The following is a 17020-nucleotide window of genomic DNA, read 5'->3' on the forward strand; positions in this document are numbered from 1 at the left end:
TATTAGTAAGTTCATCCGAATAATCACGATATTGGCGACGGTGTATCTAGTGATTATTCTATTGTATATCGTGCCCAAAGGGTTGGAACAAGCCGATAATAGCCATAATGAGTTGGAGCAAAAATTAGCGTTATCCCTGTCCAAATCTGCGGCGATTGCCATCTTTGTCAACAATAGTGAAATAGCTAGCGAAGTCATTGATGCCTTGCTACTGCACCAAGAAATTGATGCAGTTAAATTAGAAAGTGATGGTGGGATTGTGTTCACTTCCAACCCTCTCTTATTCGATGAGTCGAGCAGTACTGAAAACATCAACCGCTATCGATTGTATTCTCCCGTTGATGCGCAACCTATTGGTACCTTGTTGATTCACAGCGATAGCCGCGTCTTACAGCAGAGAGCCATCTCTCGAGTGCTGTATCAGGTGGGGTTTATTTTGGTCCAATTTCTGTTCACTGTCATGGTGTTGGTATTGGTGCTTAAAAAAATAGTTGGGCGACCATTGACGACATTGTCAAAGGCACTTGACTCTGCAACGCCTGGTCATAGTGAAATAATTCCAATAAACAAAGCCAATGAAAATAATGAGATAGGTGTCGTAGCCCACAGTGTTAATACGTTTATTAATAACTCCCACCAAGCGATTGAACGCGAAAGAGAGTTACGAGCTCAGATTGAACATTGGGAGCAGCATTACCGCCATATGGCAGAGCAAGATTCATTAACAGGGCTTAAAAACCGATTAGGCTGTGAAAAATATATAGAGAAAGCATCACTCACTCATCAATACATTGCACTATTGCTGATGGATCTCGATGGCTTTAAAGCGGTCAATGATGACTTTGGGCATGCGGCAGGGGACTTTACCCTAACTGAGATAGCAAGGCGTTTTTCGGTTGAGCTTGAAGAAAGTAACCTCGCTGGTGTGGTTGGGCGGATCGGCGGGGATGAATTTGTTATCTACCTTGCTTTGCATCAGAATGACTCAGCGCCAATACAGAGTTTGGCGCATAATATTGTCCAGAGTGCCAACCAACCCATCCTGTACCAATCTAACTTGATACAGGTAGGCTGTAGTGTTGGAATTGCTGTCCATGCCAATCAACAATTTGATATTGATAAACTCATACAGCACGCTGACAAAGCCATGTATTCGGTGAAGCAGATGCGCAAAAACGACTTCAGCTTTTATCAAACAATGAAAGAAGAGTCGCCTTTGCCTTAAATGTTTAAACTATCATTGTTTAGGTAGGGCTCAGCACTCGCTGTTACTTTTTCCATTTCATCTTGCAACTCAAACAGTTCTGGTTCGATGTCTGTGATGGTTTGCCCTGAGCGAAGGGCTTTCTCTATGGTGGCGCAAACCTTCTTCAGTCGAGGAACCCCTGAGTACGAACAACTGCCATGCAGTTTATGCACATGATGAATGAGTTGCTCTAAATCGAAATCATCGATTTCTAACGCCTGCTCAACAATACCATTTACTTCCGGAATATAGTCGATCAGCATCTGCAACATGTCTCTCGCGAGATCTTCTTTGTTCGCAGCTTGTTTGAGTGCCGACTGCCAATCAATGATCATCGTACTGTGTTCATTATTGGTTTCATGCACTTGAATGATCGGTTCACCTTGAGCGGGTAAGTCGAGCCTGAGTAGTTCATGATCTTTAGTGTGTGGATTCCAATGCATCAACACTTGCTGTAGGACATGCTCTTCAATGGGTTTGGTTAGGTAATCATCCATACCGGCGCTAAGTAGCCGATCTCGCTCGCCGCTCATCGCATGGGCGGTTACTGCAATGATTGGTGTATTTGCGTTGAGTGCTGTTTTCTTTATTTTGCTACAAGCCGTGACACCATCCATATGAGGCATTTGGATATCCATTAAAACAATATCAAAATGTCGTTGTTGGGCTTGAGTTAGAGCATCTTGACCATTGGTACATGAAATGACGTGTTCTACCCGTTCTTCCAGTAGTGCACTGATCAGCTTTAAGTTTGCAGGGTTGTCATCCACCGCCATAATCGTCAATGGCAATTTTTCACTGTAGACCACTTCTTGTTTGATCTCTGGCAGGCTCTCTTGGTTTGCTGCTAAGGTTTGCAGTAACTTCTTACGCGACATTGGCTTGGTAATACAGTGAATCTGGTATTTTTGGATCAGATGATCAGAGAGGGCAAGCATGGTACTTGGTGTCCCCACAACCACGTGTGGTGCGCATTGCATTGCTTTCTCAACTAACTTTTCAACCTTCTCAATATCAATAGTGCGATTTGGCGCTAGGTTGAGCAACACATAGTCAAACTTCTCGATTTCATCTGGCATGGAAGAGCGATAGGTGACCACTAGACCATATTGAACCAGCATTTGACGGGTGATCGAGGCGACTTGCATGTTCGGCTCAACCAATAATAGTGAGCGTTGATTCAGTACTTCCGCTTCAATGAATTCACTCATTGGCATCTCTGCTGCGTGTAAACGCAGCGTGAACCAGAAGGTCGAACCTTGGTGCAGTCGACTGGTTAGGCTGATCTCACCGCCCATCTGCCCCACCAGTTTTTGGGTGATAACCAAACCAAGCCCTGTACCGCCATAGCGGCGTGAAATACTGGCATCTGCTTGACTAAAGGCTTGGAAAAGCTGTGCTTGTTGACGCTCTGAAATGCCAATGCCGGTATCGCGAACCATGAATTGCAGTTCAATCGCGTCATCTTTTTGTGAGCGAAGCTCAACACTAATATCAATGTTACCGCGTTCAGTAAACTTAATTGAGTTGCCGACTAAGTTAGTGAGTACTTGCTGGATACGCAGCGGGTCGCCCACCACGCCCATCGGAACTTTAGGATCAATCTTTAGCGTTATCTCTAACCCTTTTTCATGGGCGCTGGTGGCCTGCAAACTTACCACTTCTTCCAAGGTTTCTTGGAACTCAAATGGAATGTTCTCTAATGCCAATTTGCCCGCTTCGAGCTTAGAGAAGTCCAGAATATCATTGATGATAGTGAGTAGATTGTTAGCCGATTTTTCAATGGTTTGTAAGTAATCCGCTTGGCTATTTGTCAGCTTGGTTTTGAGCATTTGGCGAGTAAAGCCAATCACACCATTTAATGGGGTGCGTAGCTCGTGTGACATATTGGCCAAGAATTCTGATTTAACACGCGCCGCTTCTTGAGCGCGTTTTTTCGCGATATCGAGCTCGACGTTTTGAATCTCAAGCTGCTCTAATGTTTCACGTAAGTCTGAGGTGGCTTGGTCGATACTGTGCTGCATTTCAACATGGTATTCAGACAGTGACACGGCCATGGCGTTAATGCCGTTTTTCAATTGATCAAGCTCACCATGCATCTTGCCTTCGATACGCACATCCAAATGACCACGACGAATGCGGTCAACCATGTTTTTCATGTGTGAGATTGGGCGAGTAACATCGTGCATCAGTCGCAAGGCAAAGAAGGTCGACAAACCCAAACCGGTCAACAGTACTAAAAACGCAGCAAAGACCTCTTGGTATTGTTGCAATCGTAATGATGACAGATCCAACTCAATAGAGATGTAGCCAAGCGCGGGGTTATTCTCCTTGCCGCGAGGGCTAGACAATATGCCTGACTCACTAATGATAGGCGCACGTAAAACCAGCGTATTCTCTTTCAGGTGCGAAGTAACGAGCAATGGAATGGGTTCATTGCGTGGGAACGTCAGTGATTCAAAGCTCGGATGAAAGTTTGAGGTTACAAACAGTTCGTGGTTGTAATCAAACACAGCAATACTGCGTACAAACTTAGAATTTTTGCGGTGCGCGTAGCTAATAATACGGCGAACTGACTCTCGGCTATTGTTTTTGAGCCCGTCTTCACTGGCAATCGCCAAAGGTTCAATGATATTTAGACCGGAATTGATAACCTGCTTTTCTAAATCGTGATAGCGGTTAAAAGAAAAAATAGCGCTAAGAATTAAGCCAATGATGAGGGTTGGCGCTAGAGTAAGGGTAATAACGCGGGCGCGTAAGCCATATCTGGTCATTATTGTCTAAACATCGTGGTGTGGATATGGGAAAATAGGTCCAGCATACTCAATTCTGTAGAGCTACAGTTGCAGTTAAGTGAGTAGAGCTAGCCGTCGAAACGATAAGCATAATCAACCCAAGCGGCACAAACAATGATTCAGACGTGAAAAGGTGACGTCTGAGTAGCAAATCAAAGTAATAGATGACAGGCATAGAGCATGGCGCGTTTTTTCCAACCGAAAAAGAAAACTCAATTTGATACCAAACACCAATCAGTGACGGTGGAAAAACTGGATCACCAAGGCGCAGGCATTGCCTACCTTTCAGGTAAGCCGATGTTCATTGAAGGGGCGTTGCCTGATGAGCAAGTGCTAGTGCAAATCGTAGAGTCGAAAAGTAAATTTTCCCGAGCGAATCTTATTAAAGTACAGCAACCAAGCCAGCAACGCGTGAAGCCTTTTTGCTCGCACTATCATCAATGTGGCGGCTGCAATCTACAACATCTCGAGCAGTCATCGCAGTTGGAATACAAGCAACAAGCACTTTCTGGTTTGATGAAAAAATTCTCAGGTCAAAGCCTTGCGTTGAGCGAGCCAGTGACCGGAGAGAGCCTCGGTTACCGTCGTCGTGCGCGGATCAGTGTGATGGTTGATAAAAAAACACGCCAATTGCAATTTGGTTTCCGTCGTAAACAGAGCAAACAAATTGTTACTGTAACCAATTGCCCAGTACTTGATCGCGAGCTAAATGCAATGCTGCCGGCTTTGTATGAATTATTACAAGGTTTTACTCGTCAAGAATCGATTGGTCATGTCGAGTTGGTGAAAGGTGATAACACCAAAGTGATCGTACTGCGTCACCTTAAGCCTCTTACCGATAAAGAGCAGCAGCAGCTAGAGAGTTTCGCCCTGTCCCATCAGGCAAGCTTGTATTTGATGCCGCAAACGGATCAACTGGATTTGGTTGTGGGTGAGGAAGCGCATTACCTTGAAGCGGGCGTGACGATTCCGTTTGCACCTAATAACTTTATTCAAGTTAACCAAGCGGTAAACCAGAAAATGGTTCGCCAAGCACTAGATTGGTTGGCTCTAGAGCAAACCGATCATGTTTTGGATTTGTTCTGTGGCTTGGGTAACTTTAGCCTACCGATGGCGAAACAAGTCAAATCAGTGATTGGTGTTGAAGGCGTCGACGCCATGGTAGAGAAAGCGACTCTAAATGCGAAGGTGAACCAAATTGACAATGTTTCGTTTCATCAAGCAAATTTAGAACAAGATATGTCATCACAGCCATGGGCGAGTGAAAAATTTGATAAGATACTGCTCGATCCAGCTAGAGCAGGTGCCAGTGGTATAGTTGACCAACTATCACGCTTAGGTGCTCGTCGCGTGGTGTATGTGTCTTGTAATCCAGCGACCCTAGCAAGGGATAGCCAAAACTTATTAGAGCAAGGTTACCAGTTAGAAAAACTGGCAATGCTGGATATGTTCCCTCACACGGGGCACCTTGAGTCGATGGCATTATTTGTCATGCGCTAGGTAAAAAAAGTGAACTAACATTAGGCGCAACAGCCTATAAGACATGGTTAGTCGGTAAAAAAATAACAACTAGGACGAAGAAAGATGGTTGCGGTAAGAAGCGCGCATTTAAATCAGGATGAACAGTTTGACTTAGATAAGTGGGTTGCCAGCTTAAGGCAAGACCAGAAAACTGCTCTGCGCTTAAAACAAGTTTATCATCAGTGTGAAAGCTACCTGCAAGGTAATGAAAACGCTCAGCTATTGCTGTGGCGCGGTCGAGAGATGATCGAAATTCTTATCACGCTATCAATGGATAAGCCAACGCTGCTTGCAGCACAGCTTTTCCCGTTGGTATCCAGTGGTGCCTTGCAGCGAGAAAAGCTTGAAGAAGATTTTAACAGCGAGATCATCAAACTGATTGATGGTGTCGAAGAGATGGCGGCGCTCGGTCAATTAAATGTGACACTAGAGGGAAGTGCCGCGTCTGCACAAGTGGATAACGTGCGTCGTATGCTACTTGCCATGGTGGATGATTTCCGCTGCGTGGTCATCAAGCTTGCAGAACGCATCTGTAACCTGATTGAAGTGAAAAAGGCGCCAGACGAAGTCCGTCGCGCCGTGGCGAAAGAGTGTGCCAATATCTACGCACCATTGGCAAACCGTTTAGGCATTGGTCAGCTTAAATGGGAAATTGAAGATTACGCATTCCGTTATCAACAGCCAGAAACGTACAAGCAAATTGCTAAGCAGTTGTCTGAGCGTCGCATCGTTCGCGAGCAATACATTAAAGATTTCGTTGATGACCTGCTTAAAGAGATGAAAGTGTCGGGCATCAACGCAGATGTGAGTGGGCGACCAAAACATATTTACAGTATCTGGCGCAAAATGCAGAAGAAAGGCTTAGATTTTGATGAGCTATTTGATGTGCGCGCAGTGCGAATTATTGCCGATAAACTGCAAGATTGTTATGCCGGGCTAGGTATCGTTCACACTAAATACAAACACCTACCTAATGAGTTTGATGACTACGTTGCCAACCCAAAACCAAATGGCTACCAGTCTATTCATACGGTTATCTTAGGCCCAGAAGGTAAAACCATTGAGATTCAGATCCGAACTAAGCAAATGCATGAGGACTCTGAATTAGGCGTAGCCGCGCACTGGAAATACAAAGAAGGCGGCAGCAGTCGTAGTGGTTACGATGAGAAAATCACTTGGCTGCGAAAACTGCTGGATTGGCAAGAAGAGATGTCGGACTCCGGCGAAATGCTCGATGAAGTTCGTAGCCAAGTCTTTGATGACCGTGTTTACGCCTTTACTCCACGTGGTGATGTTGTCGATCTGCCAATGGGCGCGACTCCGCTTGATTTTGCTTACCATATTCACTCGATGGTTGGGCACCGTTGTATCGGAGCTAAAGTCGCTGGGCGTATTGTGCCGTTTACTCATAAACTGCAGATGGGTGATCAAGTCGAGATCATCACTCAGAAAGAGCCAAACCCTTCTCGTGATTGGTTAAACCCATCAACTGGTTTTGTAACCTCAGGTCGAGCTCGCGCCAAAATCAACGCTTGGTTCCGTAAGCAAAGCCGTGAGAAAAACCTTGAAGCAGGGCGTGAAATACTTGAGCACGAACTCGCTAAAATTGGTGCCACACTAAAAGATGCCGAGCAGTATGGCTTGAAGCGTTTCAATATGAATACGCCTGACGAGTTGTACGTGGGCGTCGGCAGTGGTGATTTGCGTATCAACCAAATCATTAACCACATTAATGCTTTAGTGAATAAGCCAACCGCTGAAGAAGAAGACAAGCAAGCGCTTGAAAAACTGCTAGAAGCAGAAAACAAACCATCCACACCAAGCCGCCCAAATAAAGACGCCGTGGTAGTGGAGGGTGTCGATAACCTGATGAATCACCTAGCACGTTGTTGCCAGCCGATCCCAGGCGACGCTATCTGTGGCTATATCACCCAAGGTCGAGGTATCTCAGTGCATCGTGCGGATTGTGAGCAGCTTGAAGAGCTCCGTCACCATGCACCAGAGCGCATCATCGATACCGTATGGGGTAGTGGTTTTGCCGGATCATATATGCTGACACTAAGAGTAGAAGCCATGGAGCGTGGTGGTCTGCTTAAAGAGATCACCACACTGTTCGCCAACGAAAAAGTGAAAGTGAACAGCATGAAGAGCCGCGTCGATTACCGAAATCAGCTTACGATCTTAGACTTTGATCTGGAAGTGACCAATGTTGAAGTGGTGAATAGGCTGATTAGTCGTGTGGAGCAGATTAAGGATGTGATGTTGGTGAAACGCCTCGGCTAGTTTTTGCATCATCTTTGACGTCGTAGCGGTGTTAGCTGCATAAAAATATCTCCATCACATGGTCAGCCATGCTCAGGAGCATATTTTTACTGGCTGCCTAGCTACGACGCCAAATCTATAGCAAAAACAGGGTATCGTACTTGTTTGTATTTCGTTGTCGCTTAGAGCTAGAAGCTAACTGCTTAGCAAAAACGCGATATGGCATTTGGTTGGATCTTGTTATTGTCTACCTAGCTACGACGCCAAATCTATAGCAAAAGCAGGGTATCGTACTTGTCTGTATTTCGTTGTCACAGATGAAATAGTATTTCAGCAGATGCATTAATTAGAAAATATAATTCAAGGTGAGTGGTTTTGGCTGCTCACCTTTTTGTTTAAAGGACAAAGAGAAATGAGCCATCCAATTGAACAGTTAGAACAGATCATGGCAACGCTGCGTGACCCACAAAAGGGGTGCCCTTGGGACCGCAAGCAAAGTTTTGAAACCATTGTGCCGCATACCATTGAAGAAACGTATGAAGTGGTCGATGCGATTCACAATCAAGACTGGACCAATTTAAAAGAAGAATTGGGTGACTTATTGTTCCAAGTGATCTTCTATAGTCAATTGGCGAAAGAACAAGGCTTATTTGATTTTTCAGAGGTCGTCGATACCGTCAATGAAAAGCTGACTCGTCGTCATCCTCATGTATTCTCGGAAGTTGAATTTGAGTCAGATGAACAGATCAATGCCAACTGGGAAGTTGAGAAAGCAAAAGAAAAGGCGCAAGCAGGCAAATCAGAGCAAAGTATTCTAGACTCAATACCAAATTCTCTACCTGCGCTTTCTCGTGCTACAAAGATACAAAAAAAATGTGCTCAATATGGGTTTGATTGGGACACGATTGGTCCAGTGGTAGACAAGGTACGCGAAGAATTAGATGAAGTGATGGAAGAGACTTTGCTGGTGGATGCGAAACAAGAGAATGTTGAGCTGGAACTGGGTGACTTACTCTTTGCTACCGTCAATTTAGCGCGCCACTTAGACGTAAACCCAGAGGTCGCTTTAGCCAAAGCAAACCTTAAATTCGTGCGTCGTTTCACTGGAGTAGAAGAAAAAGTACGTATGAATGGAAAAAAATTAGAGCAATGCAATCTTGATGAGCTTGAGAATTTTTGGCAGCAAATTAAACACGATGAACGAAATTAAAAGCAAAATAGCGAGTATTCGAGTTAGAAATGACGCATTCTATTAACAACTTTTAACACTCCTGTTCATTCACTTTGATTTGAAGCAAAAAATAAATAATTGTGGTGTGATAGATTTCACGTTGTGGCGGTAAGGAGCTTCTGGTATATTTACGTCCCGTCCAGAAGCACTCCATTTCCCTCATTCAACCAATTTCAGGTTAAACATGACGACAAATTACATTTTTGTTACTGGCGGGGTTGTATCCTCTCTAGGTAAAGGTATTGCAGCAGCATCTCTTGCGGCTATTCTAGAAGCTCGTGGTCTAAAAGTGACTATGATGAAGCTTGACCCTTACATCAACGTTGATCCAGGCACAATGAGCCCAACTCAACACGGTGAAGTGTTTGTTACAGAAGATGGTGCAGAAACTGACCTAGACCTTGGTCACTACGAGCGCTTTATTCGCACTAAAATGACTAAGCGTAACAACTTCACTGCAGGTCGTGTTTACTCCGACGTTCTTGCAAAAGAGCGCCGCGGTGATTACCTAGGTGCAACTATCCAAGTTATCCCACATATCACTAACGCTATCAAAGACCGCGTAATCTCAGGCTCTCAAGGCCATGACGTGGCTATCGTTGAAGTTGGTGGTACTGTAGGTGATATCGAATCTCTGCCATTCATGGAAGCGATTCGTCAGCTAGCAGTTGAAATCGGTCGTGAACGCGCAATGTTCATGCACCTAACACTTGTTCCTTACCTAGCAGCTGCGGGTGAAGTGAAAACTAAACCGACTCAGCACTCTGTAAAAGAGTTGCTATCTATCGGTATCCAACCAGATATCCTAGTTTGCCGTAGCGATCGTATGATCCCAGCAAATGAGCGTAAGAAGATTGCGCTATTCTGTAACGTGCAAGAAAAAGCCGTTATCTCAATGAAAGACGTAGACTCTATCTACAAGATCCCTCAACTAATTCGTGCTCAAGGTCTTGATGACATCGTTTGTGCTCGTTTCGGTATTACTGCACCAGAAGCTGATCTTTCTGAGTGGGAACAAGTAATCTACGAAGAAGCGAACCCAACAGGTGAAGTAACCATCGGTATGGTTGGTAAATACATCGAATTACCAGATGCTTACAAATCAGTTAACGAAGCACTTAAACATGCGGGCTTGAAAAATCGTCTAAGCGTCACTATTAAATATGTAGACTCACAAGATGTAGAAACCAAAGGCATTGAAGTTCTAGAAGGTCTAGATGCAATCCTAGTACCAGGTGGCTTCGGTGACCGTGGTATTGAAGGTAAGATCCGCGCGGCACAGTACGCACGTGAGAACAATGTTCCTTACCTAGGTATCTGTCTTGGTATGCAAGTAGCCCTAATTGAATACGCGCGCAACGTTGCGGGTATGGAAGGCGCGCATTCTACAGAATTTAATAAAGAGACTAAGTACCCAGTGGTTGGTCTAATCACTGAATGGGTTGATGGCGAAGGTAAAGTTGAAGAACGTACTGAAACATCAAACCTTGGCGGTACTATGCGTCTTGGTTCACAGCTGTGTCACTTAGAGAAAGGCACCAAAGCTCGTGAACTTTACGGTAATGCGACGATCCATGAACGTCACCGTCACCGTTACGAAGTGAACAACATGCTTCGTCCGCAAATTGAGAAGGCGGGTCTGAAAGTTTCAGGTCTGTCAGCGGATAAGAAGCTAGTGGAAATGATTGAGAACCCAGCTCACCCATGGTTTGTAGCGGCTCAGTTCCACCCAGAGTTCACTTCAACCCCTCGCGATGGCCACCCGCTATTCGCTGGTTTTGTTAAAGCTGCGGGTGAATTCTCACGCGGCGAATTGAAGTAAGAAGTAAAAGGGATACGGGCAGTTGCGAAGGTTTGCGACTGCCCTTTAATTTCGACATTTATTTTTGAACGAGAGGAAACACTAATGTCTAAGATCGTTAAAGTTCTAGGTCGTGAAATCATCGACTCACGTGGTAACCCAACAGTTGAAGCTGAAGTACACCTAGAAGGCGGTTTCGTTGGTATGGCAGCAGCTCCATCAGGTGCTTCTACAGGTTCTCGCGAAGCTCTTGAGCTACGTGACGGCGACAAATCACGTTTCCTAGGCAAAGGCGTACTTAAAGCTATCGAAGCTGTTAACGGCCAAATTGCTGACGCTCTAGTTGGTAAAGACGCTAAAGATCAAGCTGCAATTGACGCAGTGATGATTGAACTAGACGGTACTGAAAACAAATCTAAGTTCGGCGCTAACGCTATCCTAGCTGTTTCTCTAGCAAACGCTAAAGCAGCTGCTGCTGCTAAAGGCATGCCTCTATACGAGCACATCGCTGAGCTAAACGGCACTGCTGGTCAATTCTCTATGCCTCTACCAATGATGAACATCATCAACGGTGGTGAGCACGCAGATAACAACGTTGACATCCAAGAGTTCATGATCCAACCAGTTGGCGCAAAAACTCTTAAAGAAGCAGTTCGCATGGGTGCTGAAGTATTCCACAACCTAGCGAAAGTATTGAAGTCTAAAGGCTACAACACTGCAGTTGGCGACGAAGGTGGTTTCGCTCCTAACCTAAAATCTAACGCTGAAGCGCTAGAAGTTATCGCAGAAGCTGTTGCAGCTGCTGGCTACGAGCTAGGTAAAGACATCACTCTTGCTATGGACTGTGCAGCATCTGAGTTCTACGACAAAGAAGCTGGCATCTACAACATGAAAGGTGAAGGTAAAACGTTCACTTCTGAAGAGTTCAACCACTACCTAGCTGGTCTAGTTGAGCAATTCCCAATCGTTTCTATCGAAGATGGTCTAGACGAGTCTGATTGGACTGGTTTCAAACACCAAACTGAACTTCTAGGCGACAAAATTCAGCTAGTTGGTGATGATCTATTCGTTACTAACACTAAGATTCTTGCTGAAGGTATTGAGAAAGGCATCACTAACTCTATCCTTATCAAGTTCAACCAAATCGGTTCTCTAACTGAAACTCTAGCTGCAATCAAGATGGCTAAAGACGCAGGTTACACAGCTGTAATCTCTCACCGTTCAGGCGAAACTGAAGATGCAACTATCGCTGACCTAGCGGTAGGTACTGCTGCAGGTCAAATCAAAACTGGTTCTATGAGCCGTTCTGACCGTGTTGCTAAGTACAACCAACTTATCCGTATCGAGGAAGCTCTAGGTGAGCGCGCTCCTTTCAACGGTCTTAAAGAAGTTAAAGGTCAATAATTCCCCTAGGTTTTAAACTTAGTGAATTATTAGCTTAATGCTTTTGATAAACACCTCGCTTCGGCGGGGTGTTTTGTTATCGGAAAGCAGAAATGATCACGCTCCTGTTACGTGACAAGAAAGTGTTCTTAAAAAAGTTAAAGGGTAATAACTCAATTGAGTTACTCGTTTAATATTTTAGAAAACGCCTCGCTTATGCGGGGCGTTTTTGTCTTTGAACTTGCTTAGACGTGTTTATTACATACGTGGGATGAGGGGGGAAGTACTAAGATTGCTTTTCTATTGCTTTGATTCGACGTTTTTCCATTTCACTTCGAATATCAGCGCCTTTAAAACCATCACTAATGATGTCTTGTACTTGGACATTTAATGCCGCTTGATACGCCTGTTGGAAAATCGCTTTTTGCGGGTACTCTATTTGCTCGTGCCCAGTTCTTCCACGGCTATCAGCCATACAGCAGATAAGAATATCGTCGAGGCGATCGGGTTTGCGCCATACATCGAATTTATTCAGAATCTTGAGTTTAGTTGTGGGCTTAAGTTCCGCAGCGTGGTGGATGTTTGAGTGCTGTTCACACACCATTAGAGCCAAATCGCGGTATTCATTGGGCACGCGTACTCGCTCACACAATGCTTTGATGATGTTAACCCCAGTATGGCAATGCATCTTGTGGCTCGGCCATTCATTTTCTGGTGTGGTGCCTTTGCCGAGATCATGTACTTGAGCGGCAAAACGTACGTAGGGAGAGTCAGACAAAATAGCAGCTTGCCTCGCAACCATCAGAGTATGGATGCCAGTGTCGATTTCAGGATGCCATTTCTCTGGCTGTGGAACACCAAATAGGCAATTGATTTCCGGTAATACGACCGCGAGAGCGCCGCAGTCCCTTAGCACGGAAAGGAATACTTGTGGATCTTGAGTCGTTAATGACTTTTGCCACTCTTGCCAAACGCGCTCTGCCGTGAGGTGCTCTAGCTCACCACTTTGCACAATCTTAGCCATTAAACTCATGGTTTCGGTGGCGATGGTGAATCCGAGGTGAGCCAATTTGGCGGCAAAGCGTGCCACACGTAGCACGCGCAACGGGTCTTCAACAAAAGCCTCTGAAACATGTCTTAGTACACGATTTTGTAGATCTTGTTGACCGAGGTATGGGTCAATAAGATTGCCTTGTGCGTCTTGCGCAATGGCATTGATGGTGAGGTCTCGGCGTAATAGGTCTTCTTCAAGTGTGACGTTGGGTGCAAAGTGGCATTGAAACCCCGTGTAACCCGCGCCGGTTTTACGCTCTGTACGTGCAAGAGCATGCTCTTCCTTACTCTTTGGATGAAGGAATACGGGGAAGTCTTTACCAACTGCTGTGTACCCTTCAGCCAGCATTTGCTCAGGGGTCGCACCGACTACAACCCAGTCTCGGTCGTAGACGGCTAAGTTAAGCAGTTTGTCGCGCACCGCGCCACCAACAAGGTATCTTTGCACTTTGCTCTCACTATTTATCATCATTGCCTATTGTAGTAGGCAATGTTACTTTCGTTGCCAATAAATTCCCAGCGACCAATGACATGTATAACCATCATTTTGGATTTGTTGAGTTACCGTTCTCCATTGTACCGAACTCACGATTTCTCTATTTAAGCCAGCGTCACAAAGAGGCTATCCATCATCTGCAAGCCGGTTTGGGCGATGGTGGTGGTTTTGCCATGCTCACTGGTGAAGTTGGCACGGGAAAAACCACGGTTTCCAAGGCGATGATTAAGGCATTAGATTCGTCGACTCAAATTGGTAGCATTCTTAATCCCACGTTTTCAAATATTGAGCTGTTACAAGTTATCTGTGATGAGTTTTCTTTGCTTTATTCAGATCAGGCATCCGTTAAGCAGCTTACTGATGTCATCAAACAGTTTTTGTTGGAAAGTTATCGCAGTGGCAAGCAAACGCTGGTGATCATTGACGAAGCACAGCACCTTTCAGCAGAAGTACTGGAACAACTGCGTTTGCTGACCAACTTAGAAACTGAGCAAAGAAAGCTACTTAAGGTGCTATTGATCGGGCAGCCAGAGCTGCAACACAAATTGCAAATGCCGCAGCTAAGACAACTTGCTCAGCGCATTACTGGTCGTTACCACTTATTGCCTTTGGACAGTAATGAAACGGCGAAGTACATTCAATTCCGTCTGCAGCTTGCTGGAGGTAATAGTGAGCTTTTTTCTAGTAAGTCACTTAAAGCAATCGCTCAAGCAACGCAGGGAATTCCACGCTTAGTTAACCTTGTATGTGATGCGGCGTTAAAGCGAGCTTATCAAATTGGTGAGAAAACGCCGAGCTCACAAACGGTATCGACGGCTTGTGAAGAGGTGATGAGTTTTCAGCCCTCTTTTTATCAACCACGAACGTCGGCTAAGCCAAATAGCAATAAACGAAGCTACGTAATTGCAGCCATGGTCGGTCTTACTTTCGCGGGCGCCGCTTACCACTACTTGCCTACAGTAGTGACACCTCATATTCAGCATCAAGTTGAGCGGCTTTATCCTGCGCAGCCTAACCGAGTGGAAGGGCAACAAACCTTACCAAGAGAACTAATGATCTTACTTGAAGAGCCATCTAGTTTGTCGCAGGGGTTAGAGACGCTTTATCAAGTGTGGGGATACCACGCTTCCGTCGTTGACCAAATGTGTCTTGAAAATAACCGCTCTCAATTTAATTGTGCCCAGCTGCAGGGTAGCCTACAGCAGATCCTTGAGAGTAACCTTCCGGTGTTGCTGACGCTGAATTATCAAGGACAAAACCATTACGCAGTACTCTATAGAGCAAACCAACAACAGGTGCAGCTATTGATTGATGGACAACGCGTTGAGTTTGCAACTCAATGGCTTGAGCAAGTGTGGAGTGGTGAGTATCACTTGATCTGGCAACGGCTGTGGCACCAAACACTTAAGCCTGGCATGAGTGGTCATCCTGTGGCAAGTTTGGATTATCAACTGTCACAGCTACTGCAAATGCCTTTAGGTAGTGAGCAAAGCTATGGTGATGATCTGATACAAAAAGTGAGCTTGTTCCAACGATGGCAACAACTCGCAGTCGATGGCATCGCGGGTGAAGAGACCTTACACAGGCTGGAATTGTTATCCCAAGAAGGTGCACCCCATCTTAATGCGTTGGAGGGCGTCTAATGGGTAATCTCATTCAATCGCTAGAAGAGTCTCAGCAGGGATATCAGCAACATAATCCCAATATCGCCATGATAAATCATACGCAGCCGTCGCCGTCTTCCCATTCATGGTCTTTGAGCTTAGCCTTATTATTATTGCCGGTTACTACCGTGTCGGTCGGCATCATAAGCTACCAGTATGTTGAGTTACGTGATGCATGGTTACAGCAAAACCAAGGCATTGTTGAGGTTGTTGAAGTGTCTGCGCCTCTGGTCAAGTTAAGTTACCCAAACATAGCAGATCTGAAAGACTCCCAAATTGAAGTAATAGCAGTGGAGCGATTAGAAGAACCGGTGAGATCACCGCAGCAATCTGAGCAACATGATTTCAAAGCTGATGTAAAAGCGCCAGCAGTAACCACGTCAAATGAGGATGATTTGCTTGATGGGCTTGATTTGTCGGGTTTATCTCCTGATATTGCACAGCGCTTACAAGCCGCAATGCAATCTGAGAGTGAACAGCCCCGCACGGATACTAGCCAGACAATCGAAGATCAAACAATAGAGCTTAATTCAACCGCATCACAATGGTATGGCAAGCTGCCCGCATTGAACTTTCAGACTCATGTCTATTCGTCCAATCAAGATAAGCGTTGGGTTAAGGTCAACGATATTGAGTATCAACAGGGCGATTGGTTAGCTGATGGGGTCGAACTTTTTGCGATCGAACCGCAAGCGTGTGTGATTGAATTTGAACAACAACGCATTCGTGTTCCTGCACTGTATGATTGGCAAGGTTAATCCTTAGCTTCACTCCATAAAAAAAGGTCACGTAATCGTGACCTTTTTAATGCCGTGTCTCATTTTGAGATGGGATTATGACCAACCTGCAGGAGAGCGCTTTTTACGTGGAACGATGTGAGGCAAGATCAAACCAAGTAATAGACCAATACCTGCAACACCACCACCATAAGTAAAGTACTTCAGCAGCAAATCGTCTTTTTGCGTATCAAGTTTAGCGCGTAGGTTACGTACTTCCGTCTGAGACGCAGTAAGTTGTTGGCTCATGTCGCTATAGCTTTTTTCCATCTCAGCAATTTGGCTGTTACGGTTTTCAAGCGAGTCAACTAACCCAGCTTTTTCTTTGTTCGCATTTTCGCTAGCGTTAGCAAGCTTCGATTTTACATCGGCTAATTCTTTCTCTAAGCGAGGTAAGCGAGTTGTCATGCTTTCTTGAGTTGTGACAAAGTTAGTTGCCACCCAGCCTTTGCGACCACGGTTATCGACAACTTGGCTATAGCCAGTCTTTTTGTCACTAGAAACAAGCGTTACTTTTTCACCAGCATTCACACTACCAATAATACGGAATTGATTGCTAGGGCCTGAGTGCATATAGGTGAATAAGTTATCAGAGATATAGCGATCTTTTGCCATTGCAGAAGGTGCTGCAATGAGGCAAGCCAAGATCATAAAAACCAGTTTTTTCACGGTAAATCCTTTAACAGTCATCAAGCTTTCAGGGCAGGGTAAACCCTGAGAAACAAATAGTAAGAAGTTTCCTTTTAGGGTGCAACAAAGAAGGGAGGCTAAGCCTCCCTTTCTGCGTGTTTG

Annotated in this window: 11 protein-coding genes; 8 read left to right on the top strand and 3 right to left on the bottom strand. The window is 45.1% G+C overall.

Annotation, left to right across the window (positions count from 1 at the left end):
- Positions 1 to 49 precede the first annotated feature (49 nt).
- Positions 50 to 1225 carry a diguanylate cyclase domain-containing protein gene (locus tag H2O73_RS16060; protein ID WP_368737168.1) on the top strand — a complete coding sequence of 392 codons (1176 nt, stop codon included), beginning with the start codon at positions 50 to 52 and terminating at the stop codon, positions 1223 to 1225.
- Here H2O73_RS16060 and barA read toward each other — a convergent pair.
- Positions 1222 to 4020 carry a two-component sensor histidine kinase BarA gene (barA, locus tag H2O73_RS16065; protein ID WP_182109945.1) on the bottom strand — a complete coding sequence of 933 codons (2799 nt, stop codon included), beginning with the start codon at positions 4018 to 4020 and terminating at the stop codon, positions 1222 to 1224. The genes H2O73_RS16060 and barA overlap by 4 nt on opposite strands.
- A 201-nt stretch (positions 4021 to 4221) precedes the next feature.
- Here barA and rlmD point away from each other — a divergent pair, with 201 nt between their 5' ends.
- The 5 genes from rlmD (at position 4222) to eno (ending at position 12260) form a co-directional block, all read left to right on the top strand.
- Entirely contained in the window at positions 4222 to 5541 is a 1320-nt protein-coding gene (gene rlmD / locus H2O73_RS16070; RefSeq protein WP_182109946.1) for a 23S rRNA (uracil(1939)-C(5))-methyltransferase RlmD, read from the top strand.
- Positions 5542 to 5625: 84 nt separating this feature from the next.
- Positions 5626 to 7845 (top strand): GTP diphosphokinase, encoded by a 2220-nt coding sequence (relA, locus tag H2O73_RS16075; protein ID WP_182109947.1) that lies wholly within the window; start codon positions 5626 to 5628, stop codon positions 7843 to 7845.
- 391 nt (positions 7846 to 8236) lie between these two features.
- Positions 8237 to 9034: a nucleoside triphosphate pyrophosphohydrolase gene (gene mazG / locus H2O73_RS16080; RefSeq protein ID WP_182109948.1), complete on the top strand. Its 798-nt coding sequence runs from the start codon at positions 8237 to 8239 to the stop codon at positions 9032 to 9034.
- A 205-nt stretch (positions 9035 to 9239) separates the two neighbouring features.
- The gene (gene pyrG, locus H2O73_RS16085) at positions 9240 to 10877 is read left to right on the top strand and encodes a CTP synthase (protein ID WP_182109949.1); all 1638 of its coding nucleotides are present in this window, start codon (positions 9240 to 9242) and stop codon (positions 10875 to 10877) included.
- Between the two features lie 84 nt (positions 10878 to 10961).
- Entirely contained in the window at positions 10962 to 12260 is a 1299-nt protein-coding gene (eno, locus tag H2O73_RS16090; RefSeq protein WP_182109950.1) for a phosphopyruvate hydratase, read from the top strand.
- 265 nt (positions 12261 to 12525) lie between these two features.
- Here the strand turns inward: eno and H2O73_RS16095 are convergent, their stop codons facing one another.
- Positions 12526 to 13740 (bottom strand): multifunctional CCA addition/repair protein, encoded by a 1215-nt coding sequence (locus tag H2O73_RS16095; RefSeq protein WP_182109951.1) that lies wholly within the window; start codon positions 13738 to 13740, stop codon positions 12526 to 12528.
- Positions 13741 to 13823: 83 nt separating this feature from the next.
- Here H2O73_RS16095 and H2O73_RS16100 point away from each other — a divergent pair, with 83 nt between their 5' ends.
- Together H2O73_RS16100 and H2O73_RS16105 are read left to right on the top strand one after the other, a co-directional pair.
- Positions 13824 to 15431, top strand: coding sequence for a tRNA (adenosine(37)-N6)-threonylcarbamoyltransferase complex ATPase subunit type 1 TsaE (locus H2O73_RS16100; RefSeq protein ID WP_182110002.1), 1608 nt, complete (start codon positions 13824 to 13826; stop codon positions 15429 to 15431).
- On the top strand, positions 15431 to 16210 hold the full coding sequence (locus tag H2O73_RS16105) for a general secretion pathway protein GspB (protein ID WP_182109952.1): 780 nt from the start codon (positions 15431 to 15433) through the stop codon (positions 16208 to 16210). Before H2O73_RS16100 ends, H2O73_RS16105 begins: the two co-directional genes overlap by 1 nt.
- 75 nt (positions 16211 to 16285) lie before the next feature.
- Here H2O73_RS16105 and H2O73_RS16110 read toward each other — a convergent pair whose 3' ends face one another.
- Positions 16286 to 16897: a TIGR04211 family SH3 domain-containing protein gene (locus tag H2O73_RS16110; RefSeq protein WP_182109953.1), complete on the bottom strand. Its 612-nt coding sequence runs from the start codon at positions 16895 to 16897 to the stop codon at positions 16286 to 16288.
- Positions 16898 to 17020 lie beyond the last annotated feature (123 nt).

Source organism: Vibrio marinisediminis, assembly GCF_014050145.1.
In the GTDB taxonomy this organism is placed as follows: domain Bacteria; phylum Pseudomonadota; class Gammaproteobacteria; order Enterobacterales; family Vibrionaceae; genus Vibrio; species Vibrio marinisediminis.